This window comes from Schaalia odontolytica (genome assembly GCF_002847525.1).
Classification (GTDB): domain Bacteria; phylum Actinomycetota; class Actinomycetes; order Actinomycetales; family Actinomycetaceae; genus Pauljensenia; species Pauljensenia odontolytica_B.
In genome coordinates, this window is sequence record NZ_PKKM01000010.1 from 63,071 (window position 1) to 78,338 (window position 15,268).

Genomic DNA, 15,268 nt, shown 5'->3' on the forward strand with positions numbered 1-15,268 from the left:
GCCCCGCAGTCCATGCGGCGGCTCTGGGTGGGGCATCCCAGGAACCGTGGTGCAGCTCAGCAGTTTCGCACGTAATTCCCTTGAGAATGTTTCAGAGTTTGAAATCGGATCGTTGATATTCCGCGGTTTTCGAGCTGTTGATGAACGAGACTCTGGGGGAATTACGTGCGACTTTTGATAGGGCGGATGGCATGGTGTCCCGCAGTTTCGCATGCAATTCCCCCTGTGCGCATTGCATGTTCGTATCAGTTCATGCTGCTGAGTCACTCCTGTTTGGGAATTGCATGCGACTTTGGGGAGGGAGGGGCGTATCGGGGCGTCTGGGGAGGAGGGGGCGTATAGGTGCGGCAGCAGGCGGAGTGGGTGCGAGTAGGGCGAAAGTCCTATGTGTTCGCAGGTGGGAAGAAGTTTGAGTGGAAATGGGTGACAGGACAAAGGATTTTCCTTGCATTGCTTGACGCTTTGGGGGTGACACCGGTCTGAAAATAGGATCGACGGTTGATTGTTGGGGATCTGTAAAGCGCTACAAAGTTCCACATTTTGATTTGTTGCCAGCCGTTAAAAAAGATGAAAATAGCCGAAAAAGCATGTTTTCATAGATTGAAACCAGTAGGTCAACCGTTGATATCCTGCGGAAATATCACTTGACTGTTTTTCTGTAAGGTAGACCACTAGCAAAGCTGCAGAAAATGGGTTGCATTTTTCGGTAACCGCGTCGTACGCTGAGTGTCATCAAGGTTGTGGAAAAACCTCTCGGGACATCCCCCCGAGTACGACACAGCGAAGCAACAGTCTTCAAGGAGATCGATTAATGGCAACGAGTCGAGCGCGCGCAGGCCACGCGCGGACCAAGCGAGCAGGAGTTGCGTCCCGCGCCCTGGCCGCCCTGGCCGTCGTGGCTACTGCGGCCAGCACGCTGGTCGTCTCCCAGGTCGCCGCCCCCCAGGCCGCCCAGGCTGCCCAGGAGCCCGGTGCAACGAAGATTGACGTCGGCGAAGTCTCTGCCTGGATGGGTAAAGGTATTACCAATGGCTCTGAGACGGATGAGACGACTGACTACAACAACTTCATTCGTTACGGCATCGTCAAGGGCATGACGGAGGAGCGTATTCGCACGGGCAACACTCCCGTCACGACCAGTCTTGGTGGTCCATACGCTAAGGCGAACGATGCGTGGACCTACATCGCCCGAGGCATGCCGTGGAAGTGGGATGATCAGTCTGTCGACTATGGTGATCCCCCCGCTAGTAAGGCGTGGATGCAGGCCCACTATGACAAGTGGAAGAATGCGGGCGATAAGGCTATCTGGGTGAACGGCCAGTCCGCCATCGGCTTCAAGCCGAACAACCCCGGCGCGGTCGACCCCGGCCAGGTGTTCCTGCTTGGTGCGATCCGCCACAACAACCTGCCGATCGGTGGTACGGCTCAGATCCAGCCGTACCTGCACTCCTCACTGAACCTTCAGATGACCGGCCTGATCCCCGGTGATCCCGGTGAGTCGTTCCCGTTTGTTAACAATGAGACGTTCAATACTCTGTCTTCGACGATCATGTATCGCAAGGGCGGCGCCTACGTCAAGCACCCCGGTATTGCTGGAACCGGAACCTGCCGTACGGACATCGGAATTAACGGTAAGGATGCAACGGAACGAGCGCTTCCTGAATCTGGTGTTCAGTACCTGCGCGACGCCGTTATGGACCAGGGGCGCTACTACGGCACGCCCAAGTGGGTGACCGACCCCGCAACCGGCGAGCGAGTCTTCATTGGTACGGCCTACGAGCCTGACCCGGTCAATGCGGCTGACCGCTCGCAGGGCTACGTCAACAAGCCCGAGTCTCGCTCCGGACGCTACTACTGCGTCAAGTACGTGGGTGAGGGTAACGGTGAGTACGACCTCTACAGCCAGTACTACAACAAGGGTGCCGAGCAGCCCTACAACCAGATCACTACGAAGAGGGCCCTGCCCATCGAGTGGCCCGGTGCCAAGGGTAACGTCAACGAAAACCCCTACGTGTGGGATACCGTCAAGCTGAAGAAGACGACCTCGGATCGTACCTTCACGAAGAATGGCCGCACCTACCGACTTCAGCTGTGGGGCTTCACCCCTGCGACGAATGCGACCAACTTCCTGACCCCGGATAACTTCAACTCCATCCCGACGGCCAACTGCCCGGCAACGCCTCCGGCGGACGCCAAGCGTACCGACACCTTCATCACGCAGGAGCTCTCGGTTAACTACGGCTGCCTCTACGGCGTCATCACCGAGGAGCGCTCCGTGCGCATCGCGAAGGCCGTCGAGGACCCCGCGGGCGCCAACCCGACGATCCCTGCCGCCAACTTCTTGGTGGAGACCGGCGCGACCTGGCACGATAACACCGACCGCACCCCGGCGACCACCGGCACCGTGACCGTCACGAAGCCCACGGCTTCCTCCGCTCCCGCCAAGACCTCGTACATCTCCGCAGCCGACCCGGCCGCGACGCTGACCCCCACCGCCTTCGGTGAGGCCCAGGCGAAGTACGACTCGGTGTTCATCCCCTTCGAGGTCGGTAACTCCGACTTCACCATCACGGAGAAGGACATCAACACCGGCGGCGAGGACAAGTGGAGCCTCAAGGACATCAAGTGTGTCAACGGTATCGGTGAAGACGTCGCCGTGACCAAGACCGAGCGCGGCGTCAACTTCAAGAACGTCGGAGGTGCCGCCTCCAACGAGGCAGCCCCCATCACCTGTACGTTCGTGAACGAATATCAGGCTCCCAAGCTGCGCGTCGAGAAGTCCATCGAGGCGAACGGCGGCGCGAACGGCGCCACGAGCTTCAACGTGGACTACAAGATCGTCGCCACCAACGACGGCTCGCTGGCCGCCAACACCGGCAAGCTCACCGACAAGCCCGACTTCGCCAAGGGCCTGGAGATCCAGTCCGCGAAGATCGCCGAAACCCAGGCCGGCCTGGACTCCGCGTCCAACGCCACCGCCACGAACGGCGTCTACACGCTGACCGACGGCGTCGAGCTGGCCCCCAAGGCCACCAAGGAATACTGGATCCGCTTCGCGGTCGTCCGTAACCCTGCAGCCGCCGGCTACAACGAGGCCGACCTGGCCTGCTCCATCAACGGGAACAACGAGCTGGCTCCCGGCAAGGGCCTCTTCAACGAGGTCCTGGCTGAGAACGGCAAGGACTCCGACGGCACGAGCAACAACAAGGCCTGTGGCCCGACCGTTCCCCACGACTTCGTGGTGATCAAGGCCGGCACGCAGAACACGGGCAAGACCTTCGCGGACGCCTCGAACCAGTACACGGGCCCCAACGGAGTCACGCTGTACCCCCTCGAGGGCGCTGAGTTCGCGATCTACAACGCCAACCCGAATGCCGACGCCAACGCCACCGTGGTCAAGACCCTGACCCAGGCGACCGCGACCGATGGCTACTACTGGAGCGTCAACGACCTGAACCTCGACACCATGTACTGGCTCGTCGAGACCAAGGCCCCCGCGGGACACTCCCTGCTGCCCAAGCCCATCGCGTTCACGCTGACCACCCCCCGCGGCAACAGCTCCGGAACGAACGTGGAACTTGCGGACGACCTCACGGACTCCGCCAAGTGGGCCAAGAGCGCCGTCCAGTCCTTCACCTCCGAGGCCTCCAGCCTCCCCGGCCCCCAGGGCTTCCTGGTCGCCGGAACCCGCAAGGCCACCATCGTTGTCAAGGACACCGAGGTTGGCGAGCTGCCCAAGGCCGGCAGCACCGGAATCTACCCCTACATCGGCGCCGCAGCTGTGCTGATGACCGGGGCGATGGTGATGACCGTGGTCACCACCAAGAGGCGCAAGGCAATCGCCTGAGCCACCCATGAGGTCCCGTGACCACGAGACCCACCATCAGAAAAAACTCCCGAAATCACACACACAGGAGAAAGAAAACCCATGAGCACCACGAAGACCCGCCGCAGCCTGAGCCTGCTCGCAGCCTTCGCCGTCGCCGCCGGCGCACTGGCCCTGCCCGCCGCCACCTCTGCGACCCAGGCTGCCCCCGCCTTCGGCCTCGCTGCCACTGTTGAGCGCGCCCCCTCGCTGGTCGACCTCGACACCTCCAAGACCGGCTCCATCACCATCCACAAGTACGTGAAGGACGCCAACAACGGCACCATGGCCGGTAACGGCCTTGAGGACACCTCCGATCACGGCACCCCCCTCGACGGCGCCAAGTTCAAGATTCAGCGCCTGACCACCGTCGACCTCACCACGCAGGCCGGCTGGGAGAAGCTCGCTGGCTACAACGGCAACGTTGACACCGCGAAGGCTGACGGCGTTGAAGATGCCGGCGAGAAGACCACCGCCGGCGGCGGCCTGGCCACCTTCGATGGCCTCAAGCTCGGCGCCTACGTCGTGACCGAGACCGAGACCCCCGCCGGCTACGTCGGCGCGAAGCCCTTCATCATCACGGTGCCCATGACGCACCCGACCGAGCTGAACAAGTGGGTCTACAACGTCCACGCCTACCCGAAGAACTCCAAGGCTGGCATCGAGAAGACCGTCGCCGACGCGAACACCCCCGCCATCGGCTCCGCGATCTCCTACACCATCAAGTCGGACATCCCCGCCGCTGAGGCCCTCGACTTCTACGACGTCGTCGACCAGTACGACAAGCGCGTGGAGCTGCCCGAGGCCAAGATCGCCCTGAAGATCATCGACGGCAAGACCGGCGAGGTCGCCCTGGCCAAGGACACCGACTACAAGCTGATCGCCGCTGACGGCACCGACGGCAAGACCAAGTTCTGGACCGCCGAGTTCACCGAGGCCGGCCGCAAGAAGCTGGTCGAGAACCGCAAGGACGACAACACCAAGGTCCAGATGGACCTGGCCGGCACCGTCAAGGACAAGGTGGAGAACGACGGCCTGTTCAAGAACAAGGCCACCCTGCTCCCCAACGCTCCCTCCAACGGCTGGAAGCCCAACTCCGGTACCGTTCCCCCGCCGGACTACCCGAACTCTGAGGTTGTCTCCAAGTTCGGCAAGGTGAAGATCACGAAGGTCTCCTCCGTGGAGGACACCAAGAAGCTCGAAGGCGCTGAGTTCGAGGTCTACAAGTGCACGCCCACGACCAAGCCCACCGAGAACTTCCAGTCCGTTGACGCGTCCCTCGACACCAAGCTCGCGCCCGCTGGCAAGGAAACCTACGCGACCGACGCCAACGGTGAGGTCACCATCGACGGCCTGCGCAACAACGACTGGGAGAACAACGCTGCTGTCGCCGAGGCTGACCGCGGCTGGTACTGCCTCGTCGAGACCAAGGCCCCCGAGGGCTTCGAGCTCCAGACCCGCCCGATCGCCTTCCAGGTCCTCGAGTCCAACTCCACCGCTGACAACGAGTACACCCTCAAGACCACGGTGAAGGACGTCCCGAAGCGCGGCGGCTTCAACCTGCCGCTGACCGGTGCTGCCGGTGTTGGCGTCCTGATCGGCGCTGGCGCCCTCCTCGTGGGCGGCTCCGGTGCGATCGCGCTGGCCAACAAGCGCCGCAAGGAGCAGGCCGACGCCTGAGCCTAGCTAGCTAGCGACACACAGGGGGGTGTGGACCCGCGGGTCCACACCCCCCTCGCGTTGCCCGCAATCGCCCCCGGCAGTACTACCCTGTAACCAGACAAACTTCCACGGCCTCGGCAATGAACGGAGAAAGCGTGAGCACCCAAGCGCCCGACAAGAAGAAGACACCCCTCAAGTGGCGTCTCCTCACGATCGCGCCCCCGATCCTGCTGCTGGCCGGCATCCTGGTCCTCCTGTACCCCGTCTTCGCGACCCAGTACAACAACGCGCGCCAGGAACGCATCGCCTCCGAATTCAGCGCCGTCGCTGACAACGCGGGCCCCGACGCCGTCGCCGAATCCCTGCGCCGCGCCGACGAATACAACCTCAAGGCCTCCGAGTCGCCCATCCTCGATCCCTGGCTGGACGCCCAGCGCCCCGGCACCGCCCAGTACCAGGACTACCTGAGCCAGCTCAACCTCAACGACGTCATGGCGACCATCAAGATCCCCTCGATCGACGTCAACCTGCCGATCTACCACGGCACCGACACCGCGACGCTCGACAAGGGCGTTGGCCACCTCTTCGGCACCGCCCTGCCCGTCGGCGGCGAATCCACGCACACGGTCCTCACCGGACACACCGGCCTGGGTAACGCGACCATGTTCGACCAGCTGACCAGCGTCAAGATGGGCGACTACTTCTACATCGAGACCGCCGGACGCCACCTCAAGTACCAGGTCACCGACATCCGCGTCGTCCTGCCCCACGAGACCGAGTCCCTCAACAAGGTCGAGGGCAAGGATCTGGCCACCCTCATCACCTGTACGCCCTACGGCGTCAACACGCACCGCCTCCTCGTGACCGGCGAGCGCGTCCCCATGGACGAGGCAGCCGTCGCCGCCGAAGCCGCGCAGGTCAAGGGCTCCGTCATGAAGCCGTGGATGATCGCCGTCCTCGCGTCCGTCGCCGTCATCCTCCTCGTCGCCGGCATCCTCTGGCTGCGCTCCCGCAAGCGCAAGGACGAGGAGCCGCAGGAGGTCGAGGGTGCCGCCGCTGGCGCGCTCGCCTCGGCTGAGGCCGGGGACGAGGCCGGGGCTGAGTCCGCCGAGGCCGCTTCGTATTCCGCAGATGCGGCCGCCCCCGCTGAGGCCTCGACCGCCGCCTCCGAGGCGCCCGCCGCCACTCCGGACCTGCTGACGGACGCCGAGCAGATCTCCGAGGATGAGATCGACGCCGGCCGCACCGCCGCCCTCAAGAAGATGCTCGAGGAACGCGGCAAGCAGTAAGCACCTCCTTCGCGTGGCCCCTCGGGCCGCCTGACTCGCGGAAACGCGCGGACGAGCGAGCAAGCTCACCCGCGCGTTTCCGCGCATCTACGCTAAAGTCAGTGAGTAACTGTCAAACAATCTGGAGGGCTTGTGGAGCATCACCCCAGCGGCGCACGCTCCCGCCGCGCCACGCACGCGAGGGCCGAGTCCCGGCCTCGTCGCACCGTCGCGCGTACCCTGGCCGCCCTCCTTGTCGCGAGCGCAGCTGCCTTCCCCGGCCTCGTCGTCCCTGATCGCGCCGACGCAGACCCTGCGCTCGAGCCCCCCGGCGGGGGCACCGTCCCCGTCACCTCATCCGCCGGCCGCCTCGGCGCGGCCACCATTAACGGCTCGGGCTTCGATCGCACGACGAACGTTCCCGACAACGCCTACGTCGGGACAGTACGCGGTGCCGGCCCCTTTGATGCGGCCGACCCCGCCCAGTCCTCGTCCCCCCTCCAGGTGGGAACCGCCCAGCCCATGCTGGACGCCGCCGTCGCCTCGGGCGACTACTGGACCTACATCGCGCGCGGCCTGCCCGCCGCCAACCCCGTCGCCACCGGCGTCATCTCGCCGCAGAACACCAACGCCCTGGGCTACAAGCCCAACAACCCAGGCGACGTCCCCATCGGCAAGCCCTTCCTGCTGGGCACCGTGCGACACAACAACTTCCAGGTGCACTCGGCCAGCCAGTGGGTCCACTCGTCGATCGATGTCAGCATCGGCGGCATCGAGGACTCCTTCCCCTTCGACCAGGAGGAGACCGAGGACGACACCGACACCACCGCGGCCCTCAGCGACGAGGGCGCCTACATGCTCGCCTCGCGCGCCAACGGCCCGAACTCCTGCCCCGCCAACGCGCCCTTCGCCGCCCTCAACCGCGACGCCGGACCGGGCGTCTGGTACTGCTACCGCCACGTCGGCAAGGGCCGAGGCAACCGCGACATCTACACGAACAACCCGGCCGCCTACCCCGACGCCGCGGGCACGCCCGACCAGAGCCCCAACTCCGATGATGTCCTGACGATCTCGCGGACCACCTCGAACAAGACCGTCATGATCGACGGAATCCCGTACCGCCTCGTCATCGCCGGCTTCACCCCCAGCGGCGACGGCGCCTGCCCGGACACGCCGCCCGCGGGCGTTACCCCCGTGTCGACCTTCAGCTCGAAGGAAAACAAGACCTCCTACGGGTGCCTATACGCAACCTTCAGCCAGGAACGCTACATCCGCATCGCGAAGACCGTCACCCCGGAATCTGAGGCGATCGGCGGCAAGATCCCCTCCTTCAACTTCACGACGCTGGGCATCGGCGACTTCGTCTCGCCCACGGGCGAGCCCCTCAAGACCGCCGAGAACGCGGGTGGCTTCGTCGACTGGTCCTCCTTCGAGGACAGCCCCCTGACCCCCACGGGCTACGGCAAGGACGGCACTGTCCTCAGTGACTACCAGGCTTTCATCCCCGGCTACTCCCAGTTCGTCATCGCCGAGACCGGCCCGCGCATCCCCGGGCGCCGCCCCCTGCGCTTCGGCGAACCCGGCTACTTCGGCCCCTGGAAGGTCTCCGACGACCCGAACTCCGCTCGCTGGGAGCTCACTGACATTACGTGCGTGAACGGTATCGGCGAGGCCGTCAACGTCACCCGCGACCCCATGACCGGCGGCATCGACTTCTCCGACGTGCCCCCGGCCAAGACCGCGGCCGCCGTGCCCATCACCTGCAACTTCACGATTCAGCAGCAGGCCCCCAAGCTGCGCATCGACAAGACCGTCGAAAGCGTCGAGGGCGCCTCCGGTGACACGATCATCATCACCTACCGCGTCACCGCCACGAACGACGGCACGATCGCGGGCACGACCGGCCGCCTCGTCGACACCCCGGCCTTTGCGCCCGGCCTCACCCTGCGCTCCGCGGCGATCGCCACCTCTCTCGATGGACTGCGCGGCGCCCGTGAACAGAACCGCGCCGCCACCTACGTCCTCACCCAGGGCACCACCGTGGAACCCGGAAAGTCCGCGACCTGGTTCATCCGCATGAAGGTCGCCCGCGACAAGGCCGCCGCCGGATACAGCGAGGCCGCCCTCGAGTGCGTCCCCTCGAACGGGCGCCTCACCCCCAAGCGCGGCCTCTACAACTCCGTCGCCGGCCCCTACGACCACGACGGCGCCGCCAACAACGAGGCCTGCGCGCCCGCCCGCCCGCGCACCATCCGCATCGAAAAGGCCGGCACCCAGCCCGTCGGCACTGCCAACGAGGACGGCACCTACCCGCTTGAGGGCGCCGCCTTCGCGATCTACGACAACGAGGCCCTGACCGGCACCCCCGTGTCCACCTCCGACGGCGAATCGCAGTTCGTCACCGCGCCCCTCGAGACCGGCAAGACCTACTGGCTCGTCGAGACCCGCGCCCCCGCCGGGCACGTCCTCCTGCCACGCGCCGTGCCCTTCCACATCGAGGTGGGCGCCGACGCCTCGGCCTCCACGGTGATCGCCACCGACTTCGGCGCCGACGAGGGCTTCACCTCCGTGCGCGTCATCCCCGCCGCGACGGGCACGGGCACCGCCGCGCTGCCCGCCATCCGCGTCGTCGACACCCAGGTCGGTGTCCTGCCCAACTCCGGCTCCTCGGGCATCTACCCCCACCTCGGCCTCGGCGCCGCCCTCCTCGGCCTCGCCGGAGCGTGCGCGTGGGTGCGCCGCCGCTCCGCCTAACCGGCACGAGGCAGGGGCTCGGCCCCGCTTTACGTCCCCTGTGGCGCGCGCCCCGTGCCGCCCCCGCGCGAGGCGAGCGCGACCGCGGCGGGCCTCGTCCCCTACGATGGGAACCATGAACCTCAGCTTCCCCGAGCGCATCCGCGTCGACGCCATCATCCAAGCAGCCATGGACATGGAGGCCGCGCCCCTCCTGCACGAACTCGCGCCCATCGGCGACGACGAGACCCCCCAGGCCATCCTCGCGGGCACCCACAAGACCCAGCGCTTCGTGCTCGGCATCCTCGACGGACGCACCGTCCTGGTCGTCACCTCCGGCATCGGCCTGGCCAACGCCGCCTCCGCGACCGCGCGCGCCCTCACCCTCGTCGAGGCCCCCATCGTCATCGCGGCCGGCACCACCGGCGGCCTCGCGCGCGACATCAACGTCGGCGACATCGCCGTCGGCACCCGCGCCATCTACGGGCAGGCCGACGCGACCGCCTTCGGCTACGCCATGGGCCAGGTCCCCCAGATGCCCGTCGACTACACCACCTCCGAAGCCGCCGAAGAACGCCTGCCCATCCTGCGCGGCCTCATCGAACACCCCGTGCGCCGCGGCCGCATCGTCTCCTCCGACTCCTTCTGCACCGAAGCCAACGTCGGCCCCATGCGCGAGCGCTTCCCCGACGCCATCGGCACCGACATGGAAACCTGCGCAATGGCCCAGGTCTGCTGGTCCTCCGACGTCGACTGGATCTCGCTGCGAGCCGTCTCCGACCTGTGCGGCCCCACCGCCGACCAGGCCTTCCACATGGACGGTGCCCGCGCCGCTGCCCACAGCGCCCAGGCCGTGCGCGCCTACCTGACGCTGCTCTGAGGCCCGCCCCGGCCTCGTCCCCGCCACGGCCTCGTCCCGCCCCGAACGAACGGAAACGATCATGACCCGCCCCGCACGCGTCCTCATGGTGTGCACCGGCAATATCTGCCGATCCACGATGGCCCACGCGATCCTCGAACAGGCCGCCGCGCGCGCCGGCGTGGACGTTGTCGTCGATAGCGCCGGCGTCTCCGATGAAGAGCAGGGCAACCCGATCGACCGCCGCGCTGCTCGCGTCCTGCGCGACGCCGGGTACGCCGTGCCCGACCACCGTGCGCGCCAGATCCGCGCCGGCGAGCTGGGGGAGTGGGACCTCGTGCTGGCCATGACGTCGCGCCACCTGAGCGTCCTGGAGCGCCTCGCTGATCGTGCGGGGGTTGAGCACGAGGGCGCGCCCGCATCCGCCGCCGACCTGGGGCAGGGGCCGCGCATCTGCCTGTACCGCGACCTCGACCCTGAGGGCAGCGGCGACGTGCCCGACCCGTGGTACGGCGGCCACCAGGACTTCCTGGACACCCTTGAGGTCATCGAGCGGGTCACCCCGCAGATTTTGAGGCTTCTCAGCTGACAGGCGCTGCGCGCTGACGGGCACGGCGCGCTGACGGGTGCGGCGCCTCGGCACGTGCCGCGCGGTGACTTGCGTCTTGTAGTCGAGGCTGTCTAGGTGCCTGTCTCTTCTAAATTTCGCATGCAATTCCCCTGAGGGTCCTTTGAGGCATCCCTAGAAAACCGCATGATTTCAACGATCTGATTTCAAATGTTGAAAGAGCAGTGGGGGAATTGCATGCGAAATTAGTGTTGAAGGTGATAACTAGGCAGGTATCCGCTCAGGATGTCGAGGAAGCCAGCGTTCTTCACGGTGGCGTGTGCGTCCTCCGTTCTGGTGTCGGGTACGAGGCGACGGAGGGCCTGCACCGATACCGGGACCTCTCGCGCGAAGTCGCCATTCATGACGTCGTCATAGGTGAATCGAAGGACGATGAATCCGCGCCGTAAAAGTTCTCGATCGCGTTTGAGGTCCTTCTCGCGCTGCTCTTTCGATGAGTGGAAGGCCCACCCATCCACCTCGATGACGATGAAGCCGAGAATGATCATGTCGACCTCGCCGACTCCTTCAATCCAGACACCGACCTGCGGTGTCAACCCCATGTCGATCAGTTGCAAACGGCAACTGTTTCGAGGATTGAGCGGGCTCGATCCGACGACAGGGAGAGAGCTTCTTTGAGGTGAGGCAGTCGGCTGCCCGTTGGTGGGATAGTGAGCGTCGAGACGTCGTAGAGGCCACGATTGCGCGCGGCATCAAGCATGGGCAGCGAGACCTTTAGCGGCATGCAGACGAGCACTCGCTCCAAGACTGTCCCGATGCTGGCTACGTGTGTGCGTTCTTCTTCTTTGCTCAGGACGGGTTCCCAGTGGACGCACACATCGTCGAAACGGCGGAGCTTTGAGTAGTGCATTCCTCGGCTGTGTCTGACGGACAAATGCGTGCGCTGTGGGAGTTCCCCAGTGGCGACTGGCAGGTCATAGAACTTCGCTGCACTCACACATGAGAGGCAAGCGTTGTATACGAAAGCGCGTACCTGATCTAACGTGTACCTGGTGTGGTCGTAGATCCAACCGCGGTAGTGACTGATGCCAGCTGGCAGCGTTGAAGGAGTGAGGTCTGCGTGGCGCAGGCTTGAAATTTTGGTGATGCCTTGTCGTTTACGTAGCTCTTCGTTGAGATCCATGCATAGATCGTGCTACTTTGTGACGCTTTGTGTGAGCTGTTTGAAAAATCTGTGGATAACTAAGAAATTTCGCATGCAATTCCCTGCCGAGGTCTATTTGGTGCCTCGCGAAAACCGCATGATTTCAACGATCTGATTTCAAATGTTGAAAGAGGGGTGGGGGAATTGCATGCGGAATTGATAGGGGGCCAGTATTGCCGCCGAATAGAGCGAGCGGCCACCTTGCGGTAGCCGCTCGCTGCGTGTATGGAGGCCTGCGCGGTGCCTCAGTCCGGCAGGGACGCTCCCGCCTCGGTGAGGAGAGTGCGGATCTGCTCCTCGACGCCCTTCGTGCCGCGGCCCATCGCGACCAGCTTGCCGTCCGCGCCCGCGATGAAGTGCGTCGGCCACGCCGTCGCGCCGTAAGCCTTGAAGGCCTCGAGGTCGGGGTCCAGAGCCACCGGGTAGGTGATGCCCAGCTTCTCGATCGACGCGTTCACGACCGAGGCGTCACGCTCGTAGGCCTGCTGGGGCGAGTGCACGCCCACGACGACCAGGCCGTAGTCCTTGTACTTCTCGTAGATCGCCTCGAGCTCGGGGATCTCGCGCTGGCAGTTCGTGCACGAACTCGACCAGAAGTCCACGAGCGTCACCGTGCCGGACGGCTGGCCCAGGGAGTTGAGCCACTCCGAGGCCTGGAGCGTCGGCATGGCACCGCAATCCTTCGCGCCGCCTCGTGCGCACTGCGCGAAGTCGGTGCTCGCCTCGACCTCCTTCTCGGGCTCGCACGTGCCGTCCTCACAGGCGCCTTCAGTGCTGGCCTCGAGCGAGGCCGTGTAGTCGGGGATCATGCGCTGCAGCGCCATCGGGGCGTCCGTCGCGATACCCAGCGCGAGCGCGATCATGGCCACGCCCGCGGCGATGCGCAGGGGGCGCTGGCGGGTCTTCAGGAAGCGGGCCGCGACGCCCGAACCGGCGATCGCGACGATCATCAGCGGGATCGACACGCCGATCGCGAAGGAGATGGCCAGGCCGATGATGTGCCACGTGATCTGCCCGGAGCTCGAGGCCACGATGATCGAGGTCAGCACAGGACCCGCGCACGGCACGAACGCCGCGCCCAGGACGAGGCCGAGGCCGAAGCCTGCGCTGTCGCCCGTCGTACGAGGTGCCAGGCGGGCGAAGGGGCGCTCGAGCACCTCCATGATCTTCGGGACGATCATGCCGATACCCACGGCCAGCAGCAGGATGATGCCGGTCCAGCGGATCAGTGCCTGCGGCAGGTTCAGCAGGCTCAGCAGCGCCGAACCCGCGACCGTGATGATCATGAACGAGGTGACGAGGCCCAGGACGATGAGCACGGGACGACGCGTCACCGACTCGCTGCCGTCGGCCTTCACGGCTGCCTTCTTCGGAGCTTCCCCGCCCAGGTTCACGCCCGGCGCGAGACGGAAGAGCGATGAATCAACGCCCGCCTTGCTTTCCTCAGAGGAACGTGCGGCCTCGTTCGAGGAGGATGCTGAGTCGCGGGAGCCAGCGGCTCCCAGGAAGAGTGCGGGTAGGACGGGAAGGATGCACGGGGAGATACCCGTGATGAAGCCACCAAGAAGGCCTAGCAAGAGGAACATAGGTTCACCTTACTTGGAAGTAGTTGAAAATGCACGCTACTTGTCCGTTGTACGCACGAAACCGGATGGCATGGCCGGTCCCTGAAAAGTCGCATGCAATTCCCCTGCGTGTCCTACAAATACATAATTTAATTCGTTGAAATCATGCGGATTGTGAGGAAGTGATGCGTCAGTCCTCAAGGGAATTGCATGCGACATTATGGGGGTGCCGGTGCGTGAGTCGCGCCTACAGCGACAGGACCAGGTCCGCGCGCTCCTTCGTGCGATCGACGAGGGCCATGTTCGCCGCGTCCACCGTGCGCACCCAGTGCGCGGCGTCCGCGCGGTCCCGGCCGAAACTCACGTGGCGGTCGATCAGGCGCGAGGCAAGCTCCTCGAAGGGCGTATCGATGAATACGAGCAGGTCGATGAGGCCGCGCACGTCCGCCCAGCCGGGCAGCTCGAGACCCAGGTAGTTGCCCTCCGTGATGACGACGCCGTCGACCTCGACGGGCAGAGAGGCGGCGACGGGCTCGTGCAGGTCGCGCCGGTAGTCGGGGGCGAGGACCACGCCGTCCGCGCGGCGCACGCGCCCCAGGAGAGCGACGTATCCGCCCACGTCGAAGGTGTCGGGCGCGCCCTTGTGGTCGGCGATCCCGCGCGCGGCCAGCACCGCGTTGGACATGTGGAAGCCATCCATGGGCGCCAGGCCAGCGACCGCGATGCCGGCCTCGGGCAGGGCGCGCGCCAGTTCGGCGGTGATCGTTGTCTTGCCGGTCCCGGGAGGGCCGGTCAGGCCCAGCACGCGCACGGGGTCACCGAGGCGGGCGCGCTCGGCCACGGCCTCGACGATGCGCCGGGTGATCGACGAGGCCTGGGCGCACTCAGGAGAGGCAGCAGCCGACTGCGGTCCTGAGCTCGCCCGTAAGGAAGTCACGGCTTGATGACGGGCAGCGTCGACCAGGGGAAGTTGATCCACTTGTCGGTGTACGCCCACACGTAGTCGGGCTCGATGATGGACACGGGCTTCTTGTAGATGACCACGCTGCGCGCCTCGACGCGCACGGCGGCGGAGCCGTCGAGAGAGAGGCCGTGCTCGTCGATGAGGTCCATGACCATCTTGAGGGTCTTGCCGGAGTCGGCGACGTCGTCGACGACGAGGACGCGCTTGCCGTCCATCGCGGAGACGTCCATGAGCGGGGGAAGCAGCTGGGGCTCCTCGAGGGTTTCGCCGATGCCGGAGTAGAACTCGACGTTCATGGTGCCGATGGCCTTGACGTCCATCGCGTAGGCGATGGCGCCAGCCGGGATGAGGCCGCCGCGCGCGATGGCGACGATCAGGTCCGGGATCCAGCCGGAGTCGACGATCTGCTGAGTGAGCTCACGGGACGCGTCGCCAAAGCCCTCCCAGGTGAGGACCTCGCGGTCGGGAGCGGTGCTGGCGTCGGGGCTGGCGGTGGTACCCATGGCTTCCTTCTCTCGGGGGTGTTGGAATCAAGGGTATCGCCGTCGGGTGGGTGTGTGCGCGCTCGTACGGGTAATAA

Annotated in this window: 11 protein-coding genes; 6 read left to right on the top strand and 5 right to left on the bottom strand. The window is 65.4% G+C overall.

The window, feature by feature from the left end; all coding sequences use genetic code 11:
- The first annotated feature begins 811 nt into the window (after positions 1–811).
- From CYJ22_RS07760 to CYJ22_RS07785, 6 genes are all read left to right on the top strand, one after another.
- On the top strand, positions 812–3,847 hold the full coding sequence (locus tag CYJ22_RS07760) for a prealbumin-like fold domain-containing protein (protein WP_101602210.1): 3,036 nt from the start codon (positions 812–814) through the stop codon (positions 3,845–3,847).
- An 81-nt stretch (positions 3,848–3,928) separates the two neighbouring features.
- Positions 3,929–5,545 carry a SpaH/EbpB family LPXTG-anchored major pilin gene (locus tag CYJ22_RS07765; protein WP_007589865.1) on the top strand — a complete coding sequence of 539 codons (1,617 nt, stop codon included), beginning with the start codon at positions 3,929–3,931 and terminating at the stop codon, positions 5,543–5,545.
- A 137-nt stretch (positions 5,546–5,682) separates the two neighbouring features.
- Positions 5,683–6,816: a class C sortase gene (locus CYJ22_RS07770; RefSeq protein ID WP_101602211.1), complete on the top strand. Its 1,134-nt coding sequence runs from the start codon at positions 5,683–5,685 to the stop codon at positions 6,814–6,816.
- Between the two features lie 132 nt (positions 6,817–6,948).
- Complete coding sequence (locus CYJ22_RS07775; RefSeq protein WP_101602212.1) at positions 6,949–9,549, top strand: SpaA isopeptide-forming pilin-related protein; 2,601 nt, start codon at positions 6,949–6,951, stop codon at positions 9,547–9,549.
- 115 nt (positions 9,550–9,664) lie between these two features.
- Complete coding sequence (mtnN, locus tag CYJ22_RS07780; protein WP_101602213.1) at positions 9,665–10,408, top strand: 5'-methylthioadenosine/S-adenosylhomocysteine nucleosidase; 744 nt, start codon at positions 9,665–9,667, stop codon at positions 10,406–10,408.
- 61 nt (positions 10,409–10,469) lie between these two features.
- The gene (locus tag CYJ22_RS07785) at positions 10,470–10,976 is read left to right on the top strand and encodes a low molecular weight protein-tyrosine-phosphatase (RefSeq protein WP_101602214.1); all 507 of its coding nucleotides are present in this window, start codon (positions 10,470–10,472) and stop codon (positions 10,974–10,976) included.
- 224 nt (positions 10,977–11,200) lie between these two features.
- Here CYJ22_RS07785 and CYJ22_RS10310 read toward each other — a convergent pair whose 3' ends face one another.
- The 5 genes from CYJ22_RS10310 to CYJ22_RS07805 all read right to left on the bottom strand — a co-directional run bounded on the left by CYJ22_RS10310 (position 11,201) and on the right by CYJ22_RS07805 (position 15,191).
- Positions 11,201–11,572 (bottom strand): endonuclease domain-containing protein, encoded by a 372-nt coding sequence (locus tag CYJ22_RS10310; protein ID WP_243390478.1) that lies wholly within the window; start codon positions 11,570–11,572, stop codon positions 11,201–11,203.
- On the bottom strand, positions 11,563–12,138 hold the full coding sequence (locus tag CYJ22_RS10315) for a hypothetical protein (RefSeq protein ID WP_243390479.1): 576 nt from the start codon (positions 12,136–12,138) through the stop codon (positions 11,563–11,565). The genes CYJ22_RS10310 and CYJ22_RS10315 overlap by 10 nt, the downstream gene beginning before the upstream one ends.
- 266 nt (positions 12,139–12,404) lie before the next feature.
- A complete protein-coding gene (locus CYJ22_RS07795; RefSeq protein WP_101602215.1) occupies positions 12,405–13,745 on the bottom strand; it encodes a cytochrome c biogenesis protein/redoxin in 1,341 nt (446 codons plus the stop codon).
- A 226-nt stretch (positions 13,746–13,971) separates the two neighbouring features.
- Entirely contained in the window at positions 13,972–14,661 is a 690-nt protein-coding gene (locus CYJ22_RS07800; RefSeq protein WP_101602216.1) for an AAA family ATPase, read from the bottom strand.
- On the bottom strand, positions 14,658–15,191 hold the full coding sequence (locus CYJ22_RS07805) for a phosphoribosyltransferase (RefSeq protein ID WP_101602217.1): 534 nt from the start codon (positions 15,189–15,191) through the stop codon (positions 14,658–14,660). Before CYJ22_RS07805 ends, CYJ22_RS07800 begins: the two co-directional genes overlap by 4 nt.
- Positions 15,192–15,268 lie beyond the last annotated feature (77 nt).

Bases quoted from the DNA above. Each gene is read 5' to 3' on its own strand.
- CYJ22_RS07795 (WP_101602215.1), bottom strand. From the start codon at position 13,745: ATGTTCCTCTTGCTAGGCCTTCTTGGTGGCTTCATCACGGGTATCTCC.
- mtnN (WP_101602213.1), top strand. From the start codon at position 9,665: ATGAACCTCAGCTTCCCCGAGCGCATCCGCGTCGACGCCATCATCCAA.
- CYJ22_RS07765 (WP_007589865.1), top strand. From the start codon at position 3,929: ATGAGCACCACGAAGACCCGCCGCAGCCTGAGCCTGCTCGCAGCCTTC.
- CYJ22_RS07785 (WP_101602214.1), top strand. From the start codon at position 10,470: ATGACCCGCCCCGCACGCGTCCTCATGGTGTGCACCGGCAATATCTGC.
- CYJ22_RS07805 (WP_101602217.1), bottom strand. From the start codon at position 15,191: ATGGGTACCACCGCCAGCCCCGACGCCAGCACCGCTCCCGACCGCGAG.
- CYJ22_RS10315 (WP_243390479.1), bottom strand. From the start codon at position 12,138: ATGGATCTCAACGAAGAGCTACGTAAACGACAAGGCATCACCAAAATT.
- CYJ22_RS07760 (WP_101602210.1), top strand. From the start codon at position 812: ATGGCAACGAGTCGAGCGCGCGCAGGCCACGCGCGGACCAAGCGAGCA.